Annotated in this window: 24 protein-coding genes; 18 read left to right on the top strand and 6 right to left on the bottom strand. The window is 72.8% G+C overall.

The window, feature by feature from the left end; all coding sequences use genetic code 11:
- The first annotated feature begins 53 nt into the window (after positions 1 to 53).
- Both ACWC9T_RS18195 and ygfZ read left to right on the top strand, forming a co-directional pair.
- Complete coding sequence (locus ACWC9T_RS18195) at positions 54 to 518, top strand: Fur family transcriptional regulator (RefSeq protein ID WP_449822041.1); 465 nt, start codon at positions 54 to 56, stop codon at positions 516 to 518.
- A 19-nt stretch (positions 519 to 537) separates the two neighbouring features.
- On the top strand, positions 538 to 1,500 hold the full coding sequence (gene ygfZ / locus ACWC9T_RS18190; protein ID WP_449822071.1) for a CAF17-like 4Fe-4S cluster assembly/insertion protein YgfZ: 963 nt from the start codon (positions 538 to 540) through the stop codon (positions 1,498 to 1,500).
- A gap of 9 nt (positions 1,501 to 1,509) precedes the next feature.
- Here the strand turns inward: ygfZ and ACWC9T_RS18185 are convergent, their stop codons facing one another.
- Positions 1,510 to 2,076: a D-aminoacyl-tRNA deacylase gene (locus tag ACWC9T_RS18185; RefSeq protein WP_449822040.1), complete on the bottom strand. Its 567-nt coding sequence runs from the start codon at positions 2,074 to 2,076 to the stop codon at positions 1,510 to 1,512.
- A gap of 473 nt (positions 2,077 to 2,549) precedes the next feature.
- Between ACWC9T_RS18185 and ACWC9T_RS18180 the strand changes: the two genes are divergently transcribed.
- From ACWC9T_RS18180 to ACWC9T_RS18170, 3 genes are all read left to right on the top strand, one after another.
- A complete protein-coding gene (locus ACWC9T_RS18180; RefSeq protein ID WP_449822039.1) occupies positions 2,550 to 3,167 on the top strand; it encodes an RsiG family protein in 618 nt (205 codons plus the stop codon).
- Positions 3,168 to 3,238: 71 nt separating this feature from the next.
- On the top strand, positions 3,239 to 4,198 hold the full coding sequence (locus ACWC9T_RS18175) for an asparaginase (RefSeq protein ID WP_449822038.1): 960 nt from the start codon (positions 3,239 to 3,241) through the stop codon (positions 4,196 to 4,198).
- A gap of 97 nt (positions 4,199 to 4,295) precedes the next feature.
- Positions 4,296 to 4,505, top strand: a complete 210-nt coding sequence (locus ACWC9T_RS18170; RefSeq protein ID WP_449822037.1) for a dodecin — start codon at positions 4,296 to 4,298, stop codon at positions 4,503 to 4,505.
- 156 nt (positions 4,506 to 4,661) lie between these two features.
- On the opposite strand, the gene ACWC9T_RS18165 is transcribed toward ACWC9T_RS18170, so the two are convergent.
- Complete coding sequence (locus ACWC9T_RS18165; RefSeq protein ID WP_030059594.1) at positions 4,662 to 5,153, bottom strand: inorganic diphosphatase; 492 nt, start codon at positions 5,151 to 5,153, stop codon at positions 4,662 to 4,664.
- A gap of 76 nt (positions 5,154 to 5,229) precedes the next feature.
- On the opposite strand from ACWC9T_RS18165, the gene dacB reads away from it, so the two are divergent.
- From dacB to folE, 6 genes are all read left to right on the top strand, one after another.
- Positions 5,230 to 6,825 (top strand): D-alanyl-D-alanine carboxypeptidase/D-alanyl-D-alanine endopeptidase, encoded by a 1,596-nt coding sequence (gene dacB / locus ACWC9T_RS18160; RefSeq protein ID WP_449822036.1) that lies wholly within the window; start codon positions 5,230 to 5,232, stop codon positions 6,823 to 6,825.
- A gap of 464 nt (positions 6,826 to 7,289) precedes the next feature.
- Positions 7,290 to 8,474, top strand: coding sequence for a zinc-dependent metalloprotease (locus ACWC9T_RS18155; RefSeq protein ID WP_449822035.1), 1,185 nt, complete (start codon positions 7,290 to 7,292; stop codon positions 8,472 to 8,474).
- 302 nt (positions 8,475 to 8,776) lie between these two features.
- Entirely contained in the window at positions 8,777 to 9,904 is a 1,128-nt protein-coding gene (gene tilS, locus ACWC9T_RS18150; protein WP_449822034.1) for a tRNA lysidine(34) synthetase TilS, read from the top strand.
- Positions 9,905 to 9,974: 70 nt separating this feature from the next.
- On the top strand, positions 9,975 to 10,529 hold the full coding sequence (gene hpt / locus ACWC9T_RS18145; RefSeq protein WP_030059589.1) for a hypoxanthine phosphoribosyltransferase: 555 nt from the start codon (positions 9,975 to 9,977) through the stop codon (positions 10,527 to 10,529).
- 226 nt (positions 10,530 to 10,755) lie between these two features.
- The gene (ftsH, locus tag ACWC9T_RS18140; RefSeq protein ID WP_449822033.1) at positions 10,756 to 12,810 is read left to right on the top strand and encodes an ATP-dependent zinc metalloprotease FtsH; all 2,055 of its coding nucleotides are present in this window, start codon (positions 10,756 to 10,758) and stop codon (positions 12,808 to 12,810) included.
- A gap of 106 nt (positions 12,811 to 12,916) precedes the next feature.
- Positions 12,917 to 13,522, top strand: coding sequence for a GTP cyclohydrolase I FolE (gene folE, locus ACWC9T_RS18135; RefSeq protein ID WP_329883966.1), 606 nt, complete (start codon positions 12,917 to 12,919; stop codon positions 13,520 to 13,522).
- Positions 13,523 to 13,555: 33 nt separating this feature from the next.
- Here folE and ACWC9T_RS18130 read toward each other — a convergent pair whose 3' ends face one another.
- Together ACWC9T_RS18130 and ACWC9T_RS18125 are read right to left on the bottom strand one after the other, a co-directional pair.
- Positions 13,556 to 14,344: a ferritin-like domain-containing protein gene (locus ACWC9T_RS18130; RefSeq protein ID WP_449822032.1), complete on the bottom strand. Its 789-nt coding sequence runs from the start codon at positions 14,342 to 14,344 to the stop codon at positions 13,556 to 13,558.
- 126 nt (positions 14,345 to 14,470) lie between these two features.
- Positions 14,471 to 15,625 (bottom strand): alpha/beta hydrolase, encoded by a 1,155-nt coding sequence (locus tag ACWC9T_RS18125; RefSeq protein ID WP_449822031.1) that lies wholly within the window; start codon positions 15,623 to 15,625, stop codon positions 14,471 to 14,473.
- A 376-nt stretch (positions 15,626 to 16,001) separates the two neighbouring features.
- Here ACWC9T_RS18125 and ACWC9T_RS18120 point away from each other — a divergent pair, with 376 nt between their 5' ends.
- The 7 genes from ACWC9T_RS18120 (at position 16,002) to ACWC9T_RS18090 (ending at position 22,714) form a co-directional block, all read left to right on the top strand.
- Entirely contained in the window at positions 16,002 to 17,843 is a 1,842-nt protein-coding gene (locus ACWC9T_RS18120) for a phosphatidylglycerol lysyltransferase domain-containing protein (protein ID WP_449822030.1), read from the top strand.
- A gap of 171 nt (positions 17,844 to 18,014) precedes the next feature.
- A complete protein-coding gene (gene folP, locus ACWC9T_RS18115) occupies positions 18,015 to 18,908 on the top strand; it encodes a dihydropteroate synthase (protein ID WP_449822029.1) in 894 nt (297 codons plus the stop codon).
- Between the two features lie 7 nt (positions 18,909 to 18,915).
- On the top strand, positions 18,916 to 19,395 hold the full coding sequence (locus ACWC9T_RS18110) for a nuclear transport factor 2 family protein (RefSeq protein WP_355671354.1): 480 nt from the start codon (positions 18,916 to 18,918) through the stop codon (positions 19,393 to 19,395).
- A gap of 248 nt (positions 19,396 to 19,643) precedes the next feature.
- Positions 19,644 to 20,003 carry a dihydroneopterin aldolase gene (gene folB / locus ACWC9T_RS18105; protein ID WP_218204599.1) on the top strand — a complete coding sequence of 120 codons (360 nt, stop codon included), beginning with the start codon at positions 19,644 to 19,646 and terminating at the stop codon, positions 20,001 to 20,003.
- A 43-nt stretch (positions 20,004 to 20,046) separates the two neighbouring features.
- On the top strand, positions 20,047 to 20,646 hold the full coding sequence (gene folK, locus ACWC9T_RS18100) for a 2-amino-4-hydroxy-6-hydroxymethyldihydropteridine diphosphokinase (RefSeq protein WP_449822028.1): 600 nt from the start codon (positions 20,047 to 20,049) through the stop codon (positions 20,644 to 20,646).
- A gap of 175 nt (positions 20,647 to 20,821) precedes the next feature.
- Positions 20,822 to 21,310 (top strand): DUF3180 domain-containing protein, encoded by a 489-nt coding sequence (locus ACWC9T_RS18095; RefSeq protein WP_449822027.1) that lies wholly within the window; start codon positions 20,822 to 20,824, stop codon positions 21,308 to 21,310.
- Positions 21,311 to 21,520: 210 nt separating this feature from the next.
- The gene (locus tag ACWC9T_RS18090) at positions 21,521 to 22,714 is read left to right on the top strand and encodes a hypothetical protein (protein ID WP_449822026.1); all 1,194 of its coding nucleotides are present in this window, start codon (positions 21,521 to 21,523) and stop codon (positions 22,712 to 22,714) included.
- A gap of 64 nt (positions 22,715 to 22,778) precedes the next feature.
- On the opposite strand, the gene ACWC9T_RS18085 is transcribed toward ACWC9T_RS18090, so the two are convergent.
- Both ACWC9T_RS18085 and ACWC9T_RS18080 read right to left on the bottom strand, forming a co-directional pair.
- Positions 22,779 to 23,354: a TerD family protein gene (locus ACWC9T_RS18085; RefSeq protein WP_355671350.1), complete on the bottom strand. Its 576-nt coding sequence runs from the start codon at positions 23,352 to 23,354 to the stop codon at positions 22,779 to 22,781.
- Between the two features lie 150 nt (positions 23,355 to 23,504).
- The gene (locus ACWC9T_RS18080) at positions 23,505 to 24,002 is read right to left on the bottom strand and encodes a hypothetical protein (protein WP_396250790.1); all 498 of its coding nucleotides are present in this window, start codon (positions 24,000 to 24,002) and stop codon (positions 23,505 to 23,507) included.
- Positions 24,003 to 24,097 lie beyond the last annotated feature (95 nt).

Genomic DNA, 24,097 nt, shown 5'->3' with positions numbered 1-24,097 from the left:
CGGCCGGTCCCTACACTTGCATCAGGACCCCCGACCTTGACAGGGACAGCACCGTGGCGGACACCGGCACCACCGACTGGCAGCTCTCCGGCGACTGGAAGGCCGACCTGCGCGAGCGCGGCTACCGGCTGACCCCGCAGCGGCAGCTCGTGCTGGAGGCCGTCGACGTCCTCGACCACGCCACCCCCGACGACATCCTCTGCCACGTCCGCAAGACCGCCAGCGGTGTCAACATCTCCACCGTCTACCGGACCCTGGAGCTGCTGGAGGAACTGGGCCTGGTCTCGCACGCCCACCTCGGCCACGGCGCCCCGACCTACCACCTGGCCGGCCGCCACCACCACCTGCACCTGGTCTGCCGGGACTGCGGGAAGGTCACCGAGACCGGCACCGAGATCGCCCAGCCGCTGATCGACCGGCTGCGCGAGCAGCACGGCTTCGACACCGACCTCAAGCATTTCGCCATCTTCGGCCGCTGCGCCGACTGCACCGCCGAGCACGCGGACGGCCGGTCGTAAGCTGGCCGGTATGACCGGTGTGAAGAGCCCGCTGCTTACCCTGCCCGGAGCCGTCCCCGCCGAGGGGGCCGACGAGGGCGTCGCCGCCCACTACGGCGACATCTTCCGCGAGCAACGGAACCTGTCCGAGGGCAGCGGCTTCGTGGACCTCTCGCACCGCGGCGTGGTCACCGTCACCGGCGACGACCGCCTCTCCTGGCTGCACCTGCTGCTCACCCAGCACGTCAGCGAGCTGCGGCCGCAGCACGCCACCGAGGCGCTGGTGCTCTCCCCGCACGGGCACGTCGAGCACGCGCTCTACCTGGTCGACGACGGCACCACCACCTGGGCGCACGTCGAGCCGGGCACCCAGGGCGCGCTGGTCGCCTACCTGGAGAGCATGAAGTTCTTCTACCGGGTTGAGGTCGCCGACGCCACCGCCGACTACGCCGTGGTCCACCTGCCGGCCGGCTCCACCGTCTCCGTGGAGGGCGCCGCCGCCGTGCGCGAACTGCCGTACGGGCGCGACCTGTTCGTTCCGCGCGCCGAGCTGGAGAAGCTCACCACCGGGTACGGCCCGGCGGCCGGGGTCTGGGCGTACGAGGCGTTGCGGATCGAGGGCCACCGGCCCCGGCTGGGCTTCGAGACCGACCACCGGACCATCCCGCACGAGGTGGACTGGCTGCGCGCCGCCGTCCACCTGCAGAAGGGCTGCTACCGCGGCCAGGAGACCGTCGCCCGGGTGCACAACCTGGGCCGTCCGCCGCGTCGGCTGGTCTTCCTGCACCTGGACGGCACCGAGGAGACCCTGCCCCCGCACGGCACCGAGGTGCGGCTGGCCTCCGACCCGGACGGGCGGGCGCTGGGCTTCGTGACCTCCTCGGCCCGGCACCACGAGCTGGGGCCGATCGCGCTGGCGATCGTCAAGCGGAACGTCCCGGTGGACGCGGTGCTGCTGGCCGGGACGGTGCCGGGCACCCAGGACGTGATCGTCCCGCAGTAGCTCCGGGGCTCAGACCTCGACGAGGACGGTGAACGGGCCGTCGTTCACCAGCGCCACCTGCATGTCGGCGCCGAACCGGCCCGTCTCCACCTTGGCGCCCAGCGCGCGCAGTTGGGCGACCACCTCGTCCACCAGCGGCTCGGCGACCGGACCGGGGGCGGCGGCGGTCCAGGTGGGGCGGCGGCCCTTGCGGGCGTCGCCGTAGAGGGTGAACTGGCTGATCACCAGCAGCGGGCCGCCGATGTCCGAGCAACTCTGCTCCACGCCCTCGCGGCGACTCCCCCGCTCGCCTCCGGCCGGTCCGGATCCGACGCCGACGGTCGTCGCTCCGGCGCCCCCTCCTCCGTCGGTCGCTTGTCGCTCCTCGCTTTCGGCGTCGGCGCGGCCTTCGGCTCGGGGGGAAGGCGGCAGGATCCGCAGGGTCCAGAGCTTGCGGGCCAGTTGGGCCGCCTTCGCCGGGGTGTCCTCGTGGGTGACGCCGACCAGGACGCACAGCCCCGGTCCCTCGATCGCGCCGACGGTCTCTCCGGCCACGGTCACCCGGGCCTCGGTCACTCGCTGCACCACTGCTCGCATGCGGCCATTGTGCCGGAGCGCCACACCGCCCCCGTAGCGCCTCGGGATGCACATCAGGGGCGCGCACAATGTGGCGCACGCCGTGCGGCGCGCGCCTGCGCAGGCTCGGGCGCCGCTCTTCCTGCGGAAAGGGCCGGTCGTATCAGCCACCCCCGTTCGCCACGGGGCCGTTCGGGTGCACGGGCGGTGCGCGCGCGCCGGGTGGGGTGGCACGCTGGGGGACCGTACGAAGGGCCCGGCGCGCCTGAAGGTCCGCCGCACCGGGCCGGGGTTCGGCCGGGCGGTCGAGCCGGTAGGTCAGGCGTTCTGGCCGGGTCGCCCCGGCGGGTGGTTCCGGCCGGGGAGCGGAACCCTTCGGGGCCCCCGGGCGTGCCAACGGACGGGACGCGCGAGCCCGTCGGGGGACGGGCCGGGCCGGCGGCAGGGGCGGGGTGCCGCGAGCGGGCGGGATCGGACGACGGCAGGTGGGTTGGATGATGGACGCGAGCAGCGCGGCGCGGAACCGCTCCGGGCAGGTGGCGCAGGTCCCCGGGGACCCCTCCTGGGCGGCTGGCCCGGACGGCGAGCCCGATCTGGAGCGGCTGGGCCTGGAGCAGCTGCGGGTGCTGCGCCGGGAGACCCTGGAGCAGGAGGCCGACCTGTCCTACCTGCGGCGGCTGCTGCACGGGCGGATGGACATCCTGCGCGCCGAGCTGGACCGGCGCCCCGGCTGCGGCCCCGCCCGTACCGCCCCGGCGGTCGGCGAGGGGCTCGGCGGCGACCTGCTGGACCGGCTGCCGGCCATCCTGACCGACGCGCCCTCCAGCGTCCGGCGCTCGGCCCGGCACGTCACCCTGGGCCCGCCGCGCACCCAGGAGTCCCAGCTGGAGGCGGACGCCCTGATGGGCGACGTCCAGCTCGCCGACCTCGCGGCGCACCCGGCCGAGGAACTGCTGGCCGCCCTGGAGCGGCTGCGCGCGCACGAGCGCGAGGTCTCCGGACGGCGCCAGCGGCTGCTGCGGACGGCCGACGGTTGCAATGCCGAGATCACCCGCAGGTACCGTGATGGGGAAGCACGGGTCGACGACCTGCTCTCGGAGAGGCCGCTCTGACCGGGTGAGTCGTCGCGGGCGGGCGGGCCCGGCTTCCTCCCGGCCCACCCTCGCCCCCGGAAGGCTCCCCGATGTCCCAGTCCGCCACCCCGCACGTGCTCGCCGAGGTCATACGCTCGGGCTTCACCGAGGGCCGCCACCACGGCTCCCTGGTCCTGCTCGCCGCCGACGGCTCGGTCGAGTTCGCGCTGGGAGACCCCGATGCGCCGGTCTTCCCCCGTTCGACGGCCAAGCCGTTCCAGGCGGTGGCCACCCTGCGGGCCGGGCTGGCGATCGAGGGCGAGCTGCTGGCGCTGGCGGCCTCCAGTCACTCTGCAGAATCGTTTCACCTCGATGGTGTCCGGGCCATCCTCGGCTCCGCCGGACTCGACGAGTCGGCCCTGCGCACCCCGGCCGACCTGCCGCTGGACGAGACCGAGGCGGAGCTGCTGCTCGGCGCCGGCGGCCGGCGCGCCCCGATCCTGATGGACTGCTCCGGCAAGCACGCCGGCTGGCTGGCCGCCTGCGTCGCCAACGGCTGGGACACCGAGAGCTACCTCGACCCGGCCCATCCGATCCAGCTGCTGGCCGGCGAGGCCCTGGAGGAGGGCACCGGCGACGCCCCCGTGCACGCCGGGGTGGACGGCTGCGGCGCCCCGCTGCTGGCCGTCACGCTGACCGGCCTGGCCCGCGGCTACCGCGGCCTGGTGCTGGCCGCCGAGGGCACCGCGCAGCGCCGGGTGGCCGACGCGATGCGCACCCACCCCGAGTACGTGGCCGGCACCCGCCGGGCCGACACCTGGCTGATGCGGGCCGTCCCGGGCGCGCTGTCCAAGATGGGCGCTGAGGCCGTCCAGGTGGTCGCCCTGCCGGACGGACGGGCGCTCGCCTTCAAGATCGACGACGGCGGCGAGCGGGCCCGCGGCCCGGTGCTGGCCGCCGCGCTGCGCCGGCTCGGGGTGACCGGCGCGGCGGACACCGTCGGACGGATCGGCGCGGCCCCGCTGCTCGGCGGCGGCGTTCCGGTCGGGGAGGTCCGGGCGGCGTTCTGACGGCCGGGGACCGCCCGTCGGAGGCGGCCGGGGTGCGGGCCGGGCGGGGGCGGTGCACGGTGGACCTGGGGCCGTCGCGCAGCTGAGGGAGTCCGCCATGACCGACCATGTGTACCGGGTGACCGAGATCGTCGGGTCCTCGACCGAGAGCGTCGACGCAGCCATCCGCAACGGGGTGGAACGGGCCGCCCGGACCCTGCGCAACCTCGACTGGTTCGAGGTCTCGCAGGTCCGGGGCCACCTGGAGGACGGCCAGATCAAGCACTACCAGGTGTGCATGAAGGTCGGCTTCCGGCTGGAGGACTGAGCCCGCGGAAGCGGCAGACCCGGGAAGCGTCAGGCCCGGACGCGTCAGGCCGGGACACGACAGAGGCCGGGGCCGCGGACGAATCCGCGGGCCCCGGCCCCAGGCTGTCCCGACCTACCTCGAACTGTCCTGGTCGAGTGGGATCGGAACGACGGTTCAGTGACCGCCCTGCTCCGCCAGGCGCTTGATCGAAGCGGTGACCTCGGCCTCGGCCTCGGCGCGGCCGACCCAGTTGGCGCCCTCGACGGACTTGCCCGGCTCCAGGTCCTTGTAGACCTCGAAGAAGTGCTGGATCTCCAGGCGGTCGAACTCCGACACGTGGTGGATGTCCCGCAGGTGCTCCCAGCGCGGGTCGGTCGCCGGGACGCAGAGCAGCTTGTCGTCGCCGCCGGCCTCGTCGGTCATGTGGAACATGCCGATGGCGCGGCACTTGATCAGGCAGCCCGGGAAGGTCGGCTCGTCCAGGATGACCAGGGCGTCCAGCGGGTCGCCGTCCTCGCCGAGCGTGCCCTCGACGTAGCCGTAGTCGGCCGGGTAGCGGGTCGAGGTGAAGAGCATCCGGTCGAGCCGCAGGCGGCCGGTCTCGTGGTCGACCTCGTACTTGTTACGAGAGCCCTTCGGGATTTCGATAAGGACGTCGAACTCCAACGGTTCCTCCAAGGTAGGGACTGACAGAATCCAAGTGTCTCCTACGGGAGTGGGTGCTCAGGAAAGGGGCCGGTCGGTGGGAGCTGGGGTGGGGGCGGCGCGCCGCCGCAGGGGGGCGGCCGCGGGGCTGTTCGGGGCGGCCCTGTTGGTCGCCGGAACGGTCCTGACCGCGGGCGGTGCGTACGCGCAGCCAGCGCCGACCCCCGGCGGGCACAGCGCGGGGCAGGGCGAGGACGACAACGACCAGGGCGACCAGGGCGGCAGGAAGGGCGACCACGGGAAGGGCAAGCCCCGTCCGGGCGAGAGCCCGGGCGTCGGCCCCTCCCGCCGGGCCGAGCCGCCCGCCAGCTCCACGCCGGGCGGCAGCGGTTCGCCCGTCGCGCGCCCGGTGCCCGCGACGGGCGCCGTCCTGGCCACCGCCGAGAACGGCCCGGAGACCGCCGTCCCCTCCGCACAGGGCCTGCAGCAGGCGCTCGCCCCCGCCCTCGCGGACAAGAACCTGGGCACCGTGACCATCGCCGTCGCGGATGCCGCCGGCGGCCAACTCCTGTACGGATCCGGGGAGAACACCCCGGCCACCCCCGCCTCCACCACCAAGCTGGCCACCTCGGTCGCGGCCCTGTCCCTCATCCCCGGCGACACCCGGCTGACCACCCGGGTGGTCAGCGGCGCCGACCCGGGCACCATAACCCTGGTCGGCGGCGGGGACCCGACGCTCACCGCGCTGCCCGCCGACCAGGTGCAGATCGGCGGCCAGCCCGCCGACGCCGACACCGCCCCAGCCTCGCTGGAGGCCCTCGCCCGGCAGACCGCCACCGCCCTCAAGGCGGCCGGCACCACCACGGTCAAGCTGGACTACGACCTGTCGATGTACGCGGGCAACCCGCAGCACAAGAACCACGATGCGCAGAACATCGCCCTGGTCGTCCCGCTGATGGTGGACGAGGCCAAGGTCGACCCCAAGAGCCGGGAGGAGGCCCCGGCCCGGGTCGCCGATCCGGCCGGCGCGGCCGCCGAGGCCTTCGCCGCGCTGCTCGCCGCCCAGGGCGTCACCGTCGAGGGCAAGGCCAAGACGGCCGATGCCCCGGTCACCGCCGTCGCACCGGTCCTCGGCAAGGTGGACTCGCCGACCGTCGCCCGGCTGGTCGAGCGGCTGCTGACCACCTCCGACAACCAGCTCGCCGAGGCGATCGCCCGTCAGGTCGCCCTGGCCGCCCGCCAACCGGCCAGCTTCGAGGGCGCGGCGACCGCCGTCACCCAGGAGCTCACCAAGCTCGGCGTGCCGATGACCGGCGTGGTCCTCAACGACGGCAGCGGCCTGCACCCGGGCAACGCGATCCCGCCCGCCGTGCTGGTCCAACTCCTCGCCCTGGCCGCCTCCGAGCAGCACCCCGCCCTGCGCCCGGTCCTCACCGGCCTCCCGGTCGCCGGCTTCACCGGCACCCTCAACAAGCGCTACGGCTCCGGCTCCGGCGCCGCTGACGCGGCCGGCCTGATCCGCGCCAAGACCGGCACCCTCAGCGGCATCAACACCCTCGCCGGCACCGTCGTCGACGCCGACGGCCGCCTCCTCGCCTTCGCCGTCATGACCCGCACCTCCGCCCCCGCCGACACCGCCCGCGCCGCCATGGACCGCATCGCCGCCCACCTCACCACCTGCGGCTGCCACTGATCGGCGTCGACCGCCCCGGGCCGTTGCCGTCACCTCGACGGCGGCGGCCCACCAGCGCTCGCGCCGGGCGGGTGGGTGACCGGCCACGTGGGCTGCGTGATGCCGCTGGTCGGAGGCCGCCGCGCCGTCGATGCCTCTCCGGCCCTGGCGCGGCGCGGAGTTCGTCGGGCGGCCGGGGGAGACAGCCGGAGCGCGGCCGCGAGCTCCCGGCGTGTGTCGGGGAGGCGGGCCGTCAGTTGCCGTTCTGATCGGCGGCCTCTCCACCGCCGGGGATCCACCGTGCCGCTGGCCGGGTTCGGGTGGGTGCGGAGGCGGGCAGGGTGGGTGGAGGCCGGGTGTTTCCGGCTGCCGGTGGGGCCCGTGGATCGACGCCCCGGCCGGCGGCCGAGGCTCCCGGGCCGGGCGGTGGGGGTGTTGGGGGCAGGTGGCTGCCGTTGGTGGTGGGGAGCACGTACGGTGAAGGCATGACGAGCGCGAGCGGCGGGGCTGACATGGTCGACTGGAATCTCGCGGTCGCAACCGCGACCAGGCTGGTGCGGCCGGGGCCGGAGGTGAGCCGGGCGGAGGCGGCGGCGGTGGTCGCCGAACTGCGCCGGCACGCCCTGGAGGCGGAGGAGCACGTACGGGCGTTCACCGGGATGCGGTCGAGCAGTCTGACCGCGGCCGCCACGACCCCCGTACTGGTGGTGGACCGTCCGGGGTGGGTGCGGGCGAACGTGGCGGGCTTCCGGACGGTGGTCCAGCCGCTGATGGAGAAGCTGCAGGCGCGTCGGGCGAACAGCGCGGGCGCTGGTGTGCTCGGCGCGGTGGGGGAGAAGGCGACCGGGATCGAGGTCGGGGCGCTGCTGGCGTTCCTGGCGACCAAGGTGCTGGGCCAGTACGAGACCTTCGCCCCGGCCGAGCCCTCGCTGGAGGCACCGGACAGCCCGGCGGCGCTGTTCGACAAGCCGCGGCTGGGCCCGGAGGGCCCCGGGCCGGGCCGGCTGCTGCTGGTGGCGCCGAACATCGTGCACGTCGAGCGTGAGCTGGACGTCGACCCGTCCGACTTCCGGCTCTGGGTCTGCCTGCACGAGGAGACGCACCGCACGCAGTTCACCGCGGTGCCGTGGTTGCGCGACCACATCCAGTCCGAGGTGCAGTCCTTCCTGGCCGAGACGGACGTCGACCCGGGCGCGCTGCTGGACCGGCTGCGGGAGGCGGCCGGTTCGCTGGGCGGCGCCCTGCCGGGGGCGGGTGGCCGGGAGGGCCGGGAGAGCGGCTCCTCGGCGAACCTGCTGGAGATCGTCCAGTCGCCCGCGCAGCGGGAGATCCTGGGACGGCTGACGGCGGTGATGTCGTTGCTGGAGGGCCACGCGGACGTGGTGATGGACGGCGTCGGCCCGGCCGTGGTGCCGACCGTCGCGGAGATCCGGGAGAAGTTCCAGCAGCGTCGCGACCGCGGGGCGAACCGACTGGACCTGATGCTGCGCCGGCTGCTCGGCATGGACGCCAAGCTGCGCCAGTACCAGGACGGGGCGGTGTTCGTCCGCGCGGTGGTGGAGCAGGTCGGCATGGAGGGGTTCAACCGGGTGTGGACCTCCCCGAACACCCTGCCGACCAAGGACGAGATCCACGACCCGGCCGCCTGGGTCGCCCGGGTCGCCCGCTGAGCGACCCGGGAAGCCCGGGAAGCGCGAAGCCCCGGGGACCCGCGACAAGCCGGGACCGCCGCCGGTCGGTGGCGGTCAAACCCGCTCGTACGAGTGGTCCAATCGGGCAGATGGCGGGTGAAGATACGTTTCTCCATTCACCCGAACGTGGGACGGTGGTCGTACCGGTGGCGCGGGTGGCGTAGCGGGTCGCTCCTTTCTGCCACCATCTGTGAGCGCCCGGTAACGCGGCGCTATGGAGGTGCGCGGTCCCCGCCGCGCCCACCGCATTCCTGTCCCCCTCCGCCGAGGAGTCGTCCGCCGTGGGCCCTCACCCCGCCGTCGCCGCGATACGCCTGGCCGTTCGCCGCACGCTCACCGACCTCGCCGCCGAGGCCGGTACCACCTTCACCGCGCCCGTACGCGAACCCCGCGAGCGCCCGGCCGGGGCGCCGCTGGTGGGTGCCGCCGTCGGCACCACCCTGATCGGCAACGCCGCGCGCCACCCCTCCGGGCTGCCCCGCACCCCGGCCGCACCCGGCTCGCCGCTGGTCCTGGTCGCGGTCAGCGGCGGCGCGGACTCGATGGCGCTGGCCATCGCCGCAGCCTTCGAGGCCCCCAAGATCGGCCTGCGGGTCGGTGCCGTCACGGTCGACCACGGCCTGCAGGACGGTTCGGCCGACCGCGCCGCCCAGGTCGCCGAGCGGCTGCGCTCGCTGGGTCTGGACCCGGTCGAGGCGATCCCGGTGCAGGTCGGCCGCACCGGCGGCCCCGAGGCCGCCGCCCGGGACGCCCGCTACGCCGCCCTGGACGAGGCCGCCGAGCGCCACGGCGCGATCGCGGTGCTGCTCGGCCACACCCGGGACGACCAGGCCGAGACCGTCCTGCTGGGCCTGGCCCGCGGTTCGGGCGCCCGCTCGCTGGCCGGGATGCCAGCCCAGAAGGGCCGCTACCGCCGTCCGCTGCTGGAGCTGGACCGGGCGGCCACCCGGCAGGCCTGTTCCGCCCAGGCGATCCCGGTCTGGGACGACCCGCACAACTGTGATCCTGCCTACACCCGCTCCCGGGTCCGCCACGAGGTGCTGCCGGTGCTGGAGAAGCATCTGGGCGGCGGAGTGGTGGAGGCGCTGGCCCGTACCGCCCGGCTGTTCCGCGACGACGCCGACGCCCTCGACCAGTGGGCCTCTTTGGCCGAGCGCGACCTCCGTGCGGGCGAAGGCGCCCTGGACGCCGTGAAACTGGCCGAACTGCCGCCCGCCGTGCGGCGCCGGGTGCTGCGCCGGGCCGCGCTGCGCGCGGGCTGTCCGGCCGGGGACCTGTTCGCGCGGCACCTGGAGGCGGTGGACCTGCTGGTCACCGGATGGCGCGGTCAGGGGCCGCTGCACCTACCCGGGGGCGTCGAGGCCACCCGCAGGTGTGGCACGCTGGTCTTTCGGCGGCAGGGCGACTGAGGGCGAGGCATGTCCCGGGGGAGCCGGCCGCCGGCCACACAGACCCCGAACGTTTGAGGACGTATCCCCGGTGGACCAGAACGACATGGGCGCTGACCTCGCGAAGGTGCTCATCAGCAAGGACGAGATCGACGCCAAGCTCCTTGAGCTGGCCGAGCGGATCGACCGGGACTACGCAGGCAAGGACCTGCTGATCGTCGGCGTCCTCAAGGGTGCCGTGATGGTCATGGCCGACCTCGCCCGGGCCCTGCACTCGCAGGTCACCATGGACTGGATGGCGGTCTCCTCGTACGGCATGGGCACCAAGTCCTCGGGCGTGGTGCGCATCCTGAAGGACCTGGACACCGACATCGCCGGCCGTGACGTCCTGATCGTCGAGGACATCATCGACTCCGGTCTGACGCTGTCCTGGCTGCTGGGCAACCTGGGTTCGCGCGGCCCGGCCTCGCTCGAGGTCTGCACCCTGCTGCGCAAGCCGGACGCCGCCAAGGTCGAGATCGACGTGAAGTACGTCGGCTTCGACATCCCGAACGAGTTCGTGGTCGGCTACGGGCTGGACTACGCGGAGAAGCTGCGTAACCTCCCCTTCATCGGCACCCTCGCCCCGCACGTCTACGGCGGCTGAGGGCCCGTTCGGGCTACGGGCGGGAACGGTAGGTTGTTCCCGCCCGTTGGATCGGGGGGACAAAGAACCACAGCCGTGTCGCTAGGCTCCCGCCACGGGCGGGTCCGACTGCGGTACGGTCCAATAAACCGCTCTTCACATGAGCACCAACCGGATGCGCCGCGGCCCTACAGCCTCCCGGCGCCGTTGAGTGGCAGGAGGGACGGGGCGGCAACGCCCCGCATGGATGGACGTCAAGCGATACTTCCGTGCGCCGATCATGTGGATCGTGCTGGCCGTCCTCGCCGTCATCGTGCTGATGCAGGTCGTTTCGGACTCGAACGGCTACAAGACGGTGGACACCGGTCAGGTGGTCGCGGCGATCGACGCACACAATGTCAAGTCCGCGCAGATCACCACTGGTGACTCGAACACGATCAAGATCCAGCTGAAGGACGGCGCCACGCTGTCCCCCGCCGGTACGGGCAAGACCCCGTCCGGCAGCAAGTTCCAGGCCTCGTACATCGGCGACCAGGGTGTCGCGATCGCCGACAAGCTGCAGGCCCAGATCAACGACAAGGACCCGAACACACTCGCCGAGGGCTACACCGTCAGCCCGGAGAAGCAGAGCACCTTCGTCAGCCTGCTGCTGTCGATGCTGCCGATCGTGATCATCGTCCTGGTCTTCCTGTTCCTGATGAACCAGATGCAGGGTGGCGGCTCGCGCGTCATGCAGTTCGGCAAGTCCAAGGCCAAGCTGCTCACCAAGGACACCCCGAAGACCACCTTCGCCGACGTCGCCGGCGCGGACGAGGCGGTCGAGGAGCTCCACGAGATCAAGGAGTTCCTGCAGGAGCCGGCCAAGTTCCAGGCCGTCGGCGCCAAGATCCCCAAGGGCGTGCTGCTCTACGGCCCGCCCGGTACCGGTAAGACCCTGCTGGCGCGTGCCGTCGCGGGTGAGGCCGGGGTGCCGTTCTACTCCATCTCCGGCTCGGACTTCGTCGAGATGTTCGTCGGTGTCGGCGCCAGCCGCGTCCGCGACCTGTTCGAGCAGGCCAAGGCGAACGCCCCGGCGATCGTCTTCGTCGACGAGATCGACGCCGTCGGCCGGCACCGCGGTGCGGGCCTCGGCGGCGGCCACGACGAGCGCGAGCAGACCCTCAACCAGCTGCTGGTCGAGATGGACGGCTTCGACGTCAAGGGCGGCGTGATCCTGATCGCCGCGACCAACCGTCCGGACATCCTGGACCCGGCGCTGCTGCGCCCGGGCCGCTTCGACCGCCAGATCGCGGTGGAGCGCCCCGACCTCCAGGGCCGTCTGGACATCCTCAAGGTGCACCAGAAGGGCAAGCCGATCGCGCCCGACGTCGACCTGTCGGCCGTCGCCAAGCGCACCCCCGGCTTCACCGGCGCCGACCTCTCGAACGTGCTCAACGAGGCCGCGCTGCTGACCGCCCGCTCGGACAAGAAGCTGATCGACAACGGCATCCTGGACGAGGCGATCGACCGCGTCGTGGCGGGTCCGCAGAAGCGCACGCGGATCATGTCCGACAAGGAGAAGAAGATCACCGCGTACCACGAGGGCGGTCACGCCCTGGTCGCGGCGGCCTGCCAGTACAGCGACCCGGTGCACAAGATCACCATCCTGTCCCGCGGTCGGGCCCTCGGCTACACCATGGTGCTGCCGGACGAGGACAAGTACTCCACCACCCGCAACGAGATGCTCGACCAGCTGGCCTACATGCTGGGCGGGCGTGCGGCGGAGGAGCTGGTCTTCCACGACCCGACCACCGGCGCCTCGAACGACATCGAGAAGGCCACCGCCACCGCGCGGGCCATGGTCACCCAGTACGGCATGACCGAGCGCCTCGGCGCGATCAAGTTCGGCACCGACAACTCGGAGCCGTTCCTGGGCCGCGAGATGGGGCACCAGCGCGACTACTCGGAAGAGGTCGCCGCGCTGGTCGACGAAGAGGTCAAGAAGCTCATCGAGAGCGCGCACAACGAGGCCTGGGAGATCCTGGTCGAGAACCGCGACGTGCTCGACAACCTGGTTCTGGAGCTCCTGGAGAAGGAGACCCTGAACAAGGAGCAGATCGCCGAGATCTTCGCCCCCGTGGTCAAGCGCCCGGCCCGGCCGGCCTGGACGGGTTCCACCCGTCGCACGCCGTCCACCCGGCCGCCGGTGCAGTCGCCGAAGGAGCTGGCGCTCACCAACGGCGCCGCCGCCACCGACGCCGCTCCGGTCGACGTCGTGAAGCTCCCGCCGCTGCCGGCCGCCGAGCCGCCGACCGAGAGCTGAGCAGGGCACCCGCCGGAATGGATGCCGCGTCATCAGGGTTTGTACCCTGGAGGCGCGGCATCCGTGCTGTTCAGCCAGAGTCTTCCCACAACCAAGCGAGGCCCGCATGATCGACCCGGTGACGCTCGACGGTCCGCCCGCCGTCGGAACCTTCGACCAGAAGCGGGCCGAGAACGCCATCCGCGAGCTGCTCCTCGCCGTGGGGGAGGACCCGGACCGTGAGGGCCTGCTGGAGACCCCGGCCCGGGTCGCGCGGGCCTACAAGGAGATATTCGCGGGCCTGTGGCAGGAGCCGGAGGAGGTCCTGACCACCACCTTCGACCTCGGCCACGACGAGATGGTGCTGGTCAAGGACATCGAGCTGACCTCGGTCTGCGAGCACCACCTGGTGCCGTTCCGCGGTGTGGCGCACGTCGGGTACATCCCGTCCACCAGCGGCAAGATCACCGGCCTGTCCAAGCTGGCCCGGCTGGTCGACGTCTACGCCCGCCGCCCGCAGGTGCAGGAGCGGCTGACCAGCCAGGTGGCCGACGCGCTGATGCGGATCCTGGAGCCGCGCGGGGCGATCGTCGTGGTCGAGTGCGAGCACATGTGCATGTCGATGCGCGGCATCCGCAAGCCCGGCGCCAAGACCATCACTTCCTGCGTGCGCGGCCAGCTGCGCGACCCGGCCACCCGGGCCGAGGCGATGAGCCTCATCATCGGTCGGTAGGGGCATCGGCCGCTGAGGCGGGGGGAGAGCGGCTCAGAGCACCTCGTGCTCCGCGTGCGGCGGAGCCGGGGTGCCCAGCGCGTTGCGACGCTCGGGCATCCGCAGCGTGACCATCCGGCGCCAGCCGAAGGCGCGGTCGTACAGGTACAGCACGTGCACCCCGAGGGTGACCACGGCGAGCTGCCAGCGCGGCCAGCGCAGGATCCGTGCCATCCGGGTGGTGACCGCCAGCCCGACGTCCCGGTGGGTGCGGATCTCGCCGCGGGCGCTGGCCTCCAGGACGTGCCGGATGTACGGGCCGTGGCCCTCGGCCGTCAGCCGCAGCAGCTCCTCGTGGCAGTACGCGAGGTGGTCGTCCTCGTCGGCCGAGATCATCCGCATTGCCCGCCCGAGTTCCGGGTTGTCGCCGTACGCCCTCACCAGCTGGCGCATCTGCTCGGCGGCGCGCTGCTCGGTGACCCGGCTGTGCGCGAGGTAGGTGATGATCTCGCGGTCGGTCAGCGGGATGTCGCTGTTCAGCCGCTCGTGCGCGAGGCCGACGCCCTGGCGCTCCAGCAGCATGCAGTAGGCGGCCTCGTCCGGGACGGGCACCTTGGGCAGACCGCGCTTGCTCAGCAGCTGGGTGAAGATCCGGCCGTGCTTGCGTTCGTCCGCGCTGTGCCGGGCGATCTTCGGGGCGAGGACCGGATCCCGCGTGAGGGCGGCGATCCGCTCGTTCTCCCAACCGCCCTGGTCCTCGCCGCCGGCCGCGATGCTGCAGAACAGCTGGTACGTCTGGTCGTTCCGGTAGATCTCGTTGAAGAGCGAGCGGGTGCTCAGCACGGCGCCTCCTGCGTGGATCCGGGGCGGCGCCCGCCGGTGTGTCGGGCGGGCGCTCGCGATACGTTCCCCCGACCCGCCGCTGGCCGGGCCGACCGGCGGGTAGTCACTCACACGCACTAGCCCCGGCTACCCGAGGTGCGTGCCCAGCCATTCGAGCGAGGCGGGCAGCTCCCGGGTCCAGCTGTCGAAGTTGTGCCCGCCGTCGTCCAGGTAGAGCGACTCGACCTTGAACTGCGGGTTGGCCGTCGCGACCCGGGTGGCCTGGTCGACGAACTGGACGGTCTGCGGGTAGTCCGACTCCTTGCGGGTGGAGACCACCAGCAGGTTGAGCGGCGGGGCCGGGAGGTTCTGCAGCCGCCAGCCGAGGTCGTGCTGCTGTGCGAGCGACATGTCGCCGTTGAAGAGGTCGCCACCGGTGTACTGGTCCTGGCGCATCGAGAAGTCGCCGTGCAGGCCGACCGCGCTGCCGTAGACGTTCGGGAAGCGCATCGACAGCCGCATCGCGCAGCTGCCGCCGGTGGAGTAGCCGAACAGGCCCCAGGAGCCCGCCGAGCGGCCGAGCCGGTAGGTGCTGTGCAGCGCCTCGGGCAGGTCCTTGACGAACCAGGTCTCGGTGCGCGGCCCGCCGGGGACGTCCACGCACTCGGTGTCCCGGGCGGGGACGACCGACGGACGGGCCATCACCAGGACGGTCGGCGGCATCTTGCCGGAGCGCTGCAGTTCGACCGCCGTTTGCACCAGCGGCAGCTCCTTCAGCAGGTTCAGGGCGGTGCCCGGGTAGCCGGCCAGGGCCACCACGACCGGGAAGCGGACCAGGGCGAACTTCGGATCGAAGTACTCGGGCGGCAGGTAGACGAACATCTGGTCGGAGAAGCCGGTCTCCTTGCCGTTGACCCGCACCGACTCGATCTTGCCGACCTCCTCGGGCGTGCCCTTCGGCAGGTTGTCGACGCTCTCCAGGCCGCCCTCGCTGGTCGGCTGGACCAGCTGGTCGGAGACCGGGGTGCCGCCCTTGTGGTTCTCGTTGCTGGTCAGCGCGAGCTTGGTGCCGCCGGGGCTGAGCAGGTCGTCCCAGGAGGTGTAGAAGCCGAAGGAGTTGTTCACCGACAGCGCCAGCACCGCGAGGGTCGACACTTGAACCACTGTCAGCAGGCCGATCCGGCCGAGCACCGGCAGCGGGCGCTGCCGGGCCAGCCGGGGCCAGATCCACAGGGTGGTGACAAGAGCCGCAGCGCCGAGTGCGAGCAGCGAGTTCACCAGCGCGTCGCTGGTCAGTTCCATGCCGTCGGCCTTCCGGTGGGCACTGTCGGTGCAGGCTCCATCGTCTGGCGGACCGTCAGGCCGGACCACCGCTGCTAGGCCGACCGGGCGCCCGGTCGGATCTGGAGGCCGGGGGGAGACCGGGGGCAACCGGCGCCCTAGAATGCGGCGTCCACCGTACGTAACGCGTACCGGACGGTCCTGCCCCGCCATGCGGCGGCGGGTCCTCGGCTCCCGCCCCCGGCTCAACCGCAGCGCGCCCACGGCACCGGTTTACCTACCGTTTCCGGATCCTTGGTATGCGCATGGCCTGATGAAGGAATAGGCATGAAGGTCCATCACACGTGCTCCCCCGGAGTGACCGGACACCGCCCCGCAGCCTCTACCCTGAGCTTCCATGAGCGTTCCCGTGTCCGTTGAGCCGAGCCCCGAGCAGCCGCCGCGCCGTCGGCGTGGTCTGCAGACGCTGCGCAACCAGGCGGCCGCCGTCCCGAGGGCCTGGCTCCCCGGCGCGGTCGGCTACGCCTGTCTGCTGATCGGGCTGATGGACATCGCCAGCGCGGTGTTCCCCAAGCTCCGGCACACCAGGATGCACACCTTCGCCGGGCAGCTGCCGGGCGGCACCACCAGCCTGGCCGCGGTCGGCACGCTGATGGTCGGCATCCTGCTGGTCCCACTGGCGCACGCGCTGCGCCGGCGCAAGCGGCGGGCCTGGCGCGCGGTCTGCGTGCTGCTGCCGGTCAGCGCCTCGCTGCACATCGTGCGCTGGCACCAGATCGGCCCGGCGGTCGTCTCGCTGGTGGTCCTCGCCGTGATGCTGGTGCACCGGCGCGAGTTCTACGCCAAGGCCGACCCGCGCACCCGCTGGGGCGCGGTGGTCAACCTGGTCGTCATGGGAACCCTCAGCGTGCTGCTCGGCCTGCTGATCGTGAGCACCCGCACCAAGTACGAGGTCGGCCACCCCGCCCTCGTGGAGCGGCTGCAGCACGTCGGGTACGGGCTGTTCGGCTTCGAGGGCCCGATCCGCTACACCAACGTGCGGATGTCCGACCTGGTCGCCTACCTGCTCGGCGGACTCGGCCTGCTGACCGCCTTCACCACCGCCTACCTGGCGCTGCGCCCGGGCAAGCCGAAGCCGGAGCTCACCGCCGAGGACGAGGACAAGGTCCGCGAGCTGCTCAAGCGGCACGGTGAGCGCGACTCGCTGGGCTACTTCGCGCTGCGCCGCGACAAGAGCGTGCTGTTCTCGCCCACCGGCAAGGCCGCGATCTCCTACCGGGTGGTCTCCGGCGTGATGCTGGCCTCCGGCGACCCGGTCGGCGACGTCGAGGCCTGGCCGGGCGCGATCAAGGTGTTCATGGCCGAGGCCCGCGAGCACGCCTGGGTGCCGGCCGTGATGGGCTGCAGCGAGGTCGGCGGCGAGGTCTGGACCCGTGAGGCGGGCCTGGACGCGCTGGAGCTGGGCGACGAGGCGATCGTCGACACCTCGGCCTTCTCGCTCTCCGGCCGCGCCATGCGCAACGTCCGCCAGATGGTCAAGCGGATCGAGCGCAACGGCTACTCCTGCAAGGTGCGCCGGGTCTCCGAGCTCACCCTGGAGGAGAAGTACCGGATCGCCGACGCCGCCGCCCGCTGGCGCGGCACCGACACCGAGCGCGGCTTCTCGATGGCCCTGGGCCGCTTCGGCGACCCGCTGGACGACGACTGCGTGGTGGTCACCGCCCACAAGGAGCCCGAGGAGGGCGAGAGCGGCGACGACCTGAAGGCCGTGCTGCACTTCGTCCCCTGGGGGCCGGACGGCATCTCGCTGGAGCTGATGCGCCGCGACCGCGCCGCCGACCCGGGCCTGAACGAGCTGCTGATCGTCGCCGCCCTGCAGGCCGTGCCCGCCCTGGGCGTCCGCCGGGTGTCGCTCAACTTCGCGATGTTCCGCTCGGCGCTGGCCCGCGGCGAGCGGATCGGCGCCGGCCCGGTGCTGCGCGCCTGGCGCGGACTGCTGGTCTTCCTGTCCCGCTGGTTCCAGATCGAGTCGCTGTACAAGTTCAACGCCAAGTTCCAGCCCGAGTGGGAGCCGCGCTTCCTGGTCTTCCCGAGCACCCGGGACCTGCCGCGGATCGGCTTCGCCGCGATGCAGGCGGAGGCCTTCATCACCCTGGGCATGCCGCGCTTCGGCCGCAAGCGCCAGCGCGAGGGCCTGATGCCGGTCCCGTCGAGCAGGAAGGTCACCGAGGCCGCCTGAGGCACCTCGACACCGTCTGGGCCCCCGCCGAGAACGCTCGGCGGGGGCCCCGTTCGATAATGGGGGTATGAGCGAGCGCAGCATGGGGGTACCCCCGGCCGGAGGGTGGGGGAGAAGCATCGAAAGGCGCGCGTGGGCGAATGCCCTCGCCGAGCGGAGCGGGGCGGGCGCATGAGCAACTCGCCGTCCTACTCGCTGCCGGCCGGACTGCCGCGGCTCGACCGCTGCTCCGTGATGGGCGTGGTCAACGTCACGCCCGACTCCTTCTCGGACGGCGGGCTCTGGTCCGACCCCGCCAGGGCGATCGCGCACGGGCTGGCCCTGCGCGCCCGCGGCGCGGACCTGGTGGACGTCGGTGGCGAGTCCACCCGCCCGGGCTCGCAACGGGTGCCCGAGGAGGAGGAGCTGCGCCGGGTGCTGCCGGTGGTGCGCGAGCTGGCCGCCGCCGGGGTGGTGGTGTCCGTCGACACCATGCGGGCCTCCGTCGCCGAGCGGGCCGTCGAGGCCGGCGCCGCGATCGTCAACGACGTCTCCGGCGGGCTCGCCGACCCGGCGATGGCCCGGGTGGTCGCCGAGACCGGAGCGCCCTTCGTGGTGATGCACTGGCGCGGGCAGTCCGCCGACATGGACAGGCTGGCCCTCTACGACGACGTCGTGACGGAGGTGGTCGCCGAGCTGACCGACCGGATGGACGCCCTGCTGGCCGCCGGGGTCAAGGAGGACCAGTTGATCCTCGACCCGGGGCTCGGCTTCGCCAAGACCGCTGAGCACAACTGGGCGCTGCTCGGCCGACTGGACGCGCTCACCGCGCTCGGCCGTCCCGTGCTCGTGGCCGCTTCGCGCAAGCGGTTCCTGGGTACGCTGCTCGCCGACCCGGAAACCGGGGAGCTGCGCCCGGCCCGCGAGCGGGACGACGCGACCGCCGCGGTCTCGGTGCTGTCGGCCCAGGCCGGAGCCTGGGCGGTACGGGTGCACGACGTGTCCGGTACGGCGGACGCCGTCCGCGTGGTCGCGGCCTGGCAGCGCGCGGCGCGGCTGGGGCGAGGGAGGGTCTGTGACAGGTGACGGCAGGTTGAGCGGCGGTACGGCGGGAAAGGCCCACGAGGTGGACCTGGAGGCGGTGCTCGCGGCGAACCGGGGGTTCTACGAGGCGCTGGAGCGGGGGGACGTCGAGGCGGTCGAGGACGCCTGGCTGGGCCCCGAGTACGCCGACGACAAGGGCGGCGTGGTGTGCGTGCACCCCGGCTGGCCGGTGCTGCGCGGGCGGGCGCAGGTGACCCGCTCGTACATGCTGATCATGATGAACACGGAGTACATCCAGTTCTTCCTGACCGATGTCGAGGCCGAGGTCCACGGCGATGTGGCCCTTGTCACGTGCACCGAGAACATCCTCTCCGGCGGTGAGGCGGAGGAGGAGGGGGAACTCGGGCCGCTGGTCGGCGGAAAGGTCGTCTCCAGCAATCTGTTCCGTCGTACCCCGGCCGGGTGGAAGCTCTGGTCGCACCATGGTTCACCCGTCCTGACCAGCGGGGACGAGGACGACGAGGACTGATTTCGGCGATTGCGGGCAAGCGGCGCCGGACCGTCGCCGGGGAATGTCCGAGTGGTCACCGAACGTTCACGTCAATCGCCGGTTCGGTGCGCGTGGCGACGGTTCGTGCCGGGTAGGACGGTCAGGCGTTGTCCGCGCTCGCGGGTAGATTCGAAACGGAGTGGCGGGCGTGCTGCCCGCCTTCGCCCCGCCCGTCCATGCCTTTCTCCGGTGCGGGGCCCGTCCGACTGGGAGCAGTGATTCGTTTGCTGGACCGCGTCACCCTGCGGGGGCTGCGAGCCCGGGGCCACCACGGCGTCTTCGAGCGCGAGCGCATCGAGGGCCAGACCTTCGTGGTCGATCTCGTGCTGTACCTGGACACCCGCCCCGCCGCGTCCGGAGACGACCTCACCCGCACGGCGCACTACGGCATCGTGGCCGAGGAGGTCACCGCGATCATCGCCGGGGAACCGGTCGACCTGATCGAGACCCTGGCCCAGCGCATCGCCGACCAGTGCCTGAAGCACGACGCGGTCGAGGAGGTCGAGGTCACCGTGCACAAGCCGGACGCCCCGATCACCGTGCCGTTCGACGACGTGACCGTGACCATCCACCGGGGCCGCGCATGACCCCCACCGCGCGCCTGGTTTCCGATGCAGAGGGATTTCTTCGATGAACAGCAGTGACCCGATCGCCGAGCCGAACGCGTTCGACCTGGAGAGCCGGGTGGACTCCGCCGACACCACGCTGCACAGCCAGCGCTGTGCGGTGGTCGCGCTCGGCAGCAACCTGGGCAACCGGCTGGACACCCTGCAGGGTGCCGTGGACGCGCTCGCCGACACCCCCGGGCTGAAGATCAAGGCCGTCTCCGCGGTCTACGAGACCGCGGCCGTCGGCGGCCCGGAGGAGCAGCCCAACTACTACAACGCGGTCGTCGTGCTGCGCACCTCGCTGCCCCCGCAGGACCTGTTGGAGCGCGGCAACGCGATCGAGGACGCCTTCGGGCGGGTCCGGGAGGTCCGCTGGGGTCCGCGCACCCTGGACGTCGACATCCTGGCCTACGAGGGCGTGGTCAGCGACGACCCGCAGCTGGTGCTGCCGCACCCGCGCTCGCACGAGCGGGTCTTCGTGCTCGCCCCCTGGCTGGACGCCCAGCCCGAGGCCGAGGTGCCCGGGCACGGCCAGGTCGCCGCGCTGCTGGAGGCGCTCGGCGGTCCGGACGCGCAGGGCGTGAAGCGGCGCGACGACATCCGGCTGACGTTGCCGGAGTAGCACCGAGAGAGCCGGCCAGGCGACCGGCCGGCCGGGTGGCCGGGGAACTCGGCCGGGGGCCCGGCCGTACGAGTAGATGTCCGCCCGGCCGGGCCCGGTACGGTGGCCTGGCGCCGCCGCGCCGGGCCACCGGGCGGCGGGCCGGCTCTGGTACCCCGGGAAGGACCTCCTCCGAGTGAAGCTGCTTCGCCTCCGCCTGCTGATCGGCATCACCGCCGCGACGACGGCGCTGTCCTGGGCCGGCTCCAAGCTGTGGGCTTCCCTGGACACGCTGCCGGCCGTGCCGGCCGCGGCGCCGGTGGTGCTGGCGGCGGTGGCGGTGATCCTGCTGGCGACCGCGCTCTCGCTGAGGGCCCGGCTGAAGGCGGTGCGCGAGCGGCAGCCCGGCGCGAAGCGGGTCGACCCGCTGCTGGCGGCCCGGGCGGTGGTGCTGGGGCAGGCCAGCGCGCTGGTCTCCTCGGTGGTCACCGGGATCTACGCCGGGGCCGGGATCTACCTGCTCGGCGAGCTGGACGTGTCGGCCCGCAAGGACCAGGCCGTGACCGCCGGGCTCGCGGTGCTGGCCGGGGCCGCGGTGATCGCCGCGGCGCTCTGGGTCCAGCACGTGTGCAAGCTGCCGGAGAACCATGACGACCCGAGCGGGCCGGCGGCCTCGCACCGCTGAGACCTCCGCGGGTCGGCGGCGGGTCATCGGCCGGTCATCGGCCGGTCATCGGCCGGTCATCGGACCGCCCTCGCCGGGACATCGCTGAGCAGGCCCTCTTCCGTGATCTTGAGTGAAAAGCCGGGCACGTGCGGTAAAAACGGCACACTGTCAAGGGCGGAAGGGGACCCTGGGCTGACACGGCCCCAATTCGCACGCTAGTTTCTTGGCATGTCTCGCGGACGCCACCGTCATTCCTCCGTCCTCAGCCGGGTCTTTCCCCCCACCGCCGCCGGCGTACTGCTGGTCGCCGCACTCGCCGCTCTGCTTTTCAGTCAGGACACCATCCTGGTGCGCTCGGTGGGCATCGCGGCGCTGATCGCGGTGCTCGGCTTCGCACTGCTGCTGCGTCAGCGGGACAAGGCGGCCCGGGCGGCCGCCGAGATGTCCGCCGCGCAGCGGATGCGGGCCGAGGAGCGCTTCGAGGAGCAGCTGGCCGAAGCTGAGTACGCGGCCGAGGTCGCCGAGGAGCGGGCCACCCGCTTCGGGCGGCGGCTGACGGCGGAGAAGTCGCGGCTGGCCAAGGCCGAGACCGAGATCGCCCGGCTGCTGCGGGAGCGGGCCGTGACGGTGGCCGAGCAGGCGCTCAAGGAGGCCGAGGCGGCCCAGCGGGCGCTCGCCGCGAGCCGCCCGAAGTACCCGGCCGGCCCGGCCGTGTTCGTCCGCGCTGCGTCCGTGCTGCGGCTGCTGGAGCGCCGGGCGGCGGAGCAGGAGGCGCAGCGGGCCCGTACGGCGGGCGCGGAGGTCGCGCTGCGGGCGCCCGCGACGGAGTCGCGGATCGTCCCGGCCGCGCCGGCGCCCAAGCCGGTGTCCGTGCCCGCCCCGGTCGCGCCCTCGGTGCCCACCCCGGCGCAGGCGCCGGGCGCCCAGGCACCGGCGCAGCCCACGGCGGTGCAGCCCACTCCGCTGCGCCCGGCGCTGACCGCGACGGTCGGTCAGCTCGGCGGGGCGCCGAGCGCTCCGGCCGCGGCGCCGACTCCGGTGGAGCGGCAGCGGACCCGCCCGGCGCAGTCCGGGCAGGCGCGCGGGCAGGGCTTCAGCTTCTTCGGCCGCAACGGGGGTACGGCGGTACGGGCGGTCGCTCCGGCGCCGGCGGTGGGCAGCATCGCCGGGCTGGGGGACCGGGCCGACCTGGCGGACGTGGTGGGCGACGAGGCGGTCGCCGCGAAGGCGAAGGCCGAGGCGGCGGAGTCGGCGGCGGAGTCGGCCGCGCCGAAGGGCGTGCAGCCGTCGCAGCCGGTGCACGCGGCCCGACCGGAGCGGTCGGGCGACGAGCCGGAGCAGGGCGAGCCGACCGTGGTGGACCTGACGCCGGAGGACGAGACCGAGCTGATCGAGCTGCCGCAGCTGCGCGCGTCGCGCTGAGCGACCTGGACGGAAAGCCCGCGCCGCGGGCTTTCCGTCCAGGTCGGATCTGCGACGGGGTGCGTCAGATCTGGACGCCGAAGTCCTGGGCGATGCCGGCCAGGCCGGAGGCGTAGCCCTGGCCGACCGCGCGGAACTTCCACTCGCCGTTGTTGCGGTAGAGCTCGCCGAAGATCATCGCGGTCTCGGTGGCGGCGTCCTCGGAGAGGTCGTAGCGGGCGATCTCGGCGCCGCCGGCGGCGTTCACCACGCGGATGTAGGCGTTGCGGACCTGGCCGAAGTTCTGGCCGCGGGCGACGCCGTCGTAGATGGTGACCGGGAAGGTGATCTTGACGGCCTCGGCGGGCAGGCCGGCCAGGTTGACGTTGATCGACTCGTCGTCGCCCGCGCCCTCGCCGGTGCGGTTGTCGCCGGTGTGCACGACGGTGGCGTCCGGCGTGCTGGTGTTGTTGAAGAAGACGAAGTGCGCGTTGGACAGCACCTTGCCGTCCGCGTTCAGGACGATCGCGCTGGCGTCGAGGTCGAATTCGGCGCCGGTCGTGGTGCGGACGTCCCAGCCCAGGCCGACGCTCACCGCGGACAGGCCGGGGGCCTCCTTGGTCAGCGAGACGTTGCCACCCTTGGAGAGGCTCACTGGCATGGCGATTGCAGTCCCTTCGTTCGCTTTTCCCGGGACAACGCGATACTCCGGGGGCTTGGTTCCACGGAGTCCGTGAATTCTTCGCCTGGCATCAAACCAGGGCAAAGGACGGGCAATGCACTGATCGGGCGCGGGAGTGCGGAGCTGGTCTCAGACCCGGGGGAACCGGCCCTGGAGCGTCCAGATGTTCGGGTTGTCGGCCAGGTCGGGGTGCATGTCGAACAGGTCGGCGAGGGTGTCCTGGAGGAAGTCCCGGGCCTCGCGGCGCAGCTCGCTGTGGCGCACCACGGCGGGCGGTTCGTCCCGCAGCCAGGTGGCGGTGACCTCGACCCAGTTGAAGCGGCGGGCGAAGCGCAGCAGCTCGGTGTTCTGGGTGAAGTCGAGGTCGGCGGTCTGCACCCGGGCGGCCCGGGAGCCGTCCGGGTCGCGGTCGAGCTGCTCGACGATGTCGCACAGCGCCCAGGCGAAGTCCAGCACCGGCACCCAGCCCCAGCGGGTGGAGAGTTCGGCGCCCTCGGCGTCCAGGTAGACGTCGCCGCAGAACAGGTCGTACCGCAGGGAGCGCACGGAGGCGGTGCGGTAGTCGGTCTGCGGGGGGTCGGGGAAGCGGTTGGAGAGGGAGTAGCCGAGCTCGATCACACAGGCCATTGTCGGGGTTCGGGGCGCGGGCCGGTAACCGGGTGCGGTCCGCGACGGGCGTGCGGATAACCGGGTGACCCGGCGCGCCGGGCGCGGGATGATGG

This window comes from Kitasatospora sp. NPDC001159 (assembly GCF_053598235.1).
This window is presented reverse-complemented; position numbering and strand designations above follow the sequence as displayed.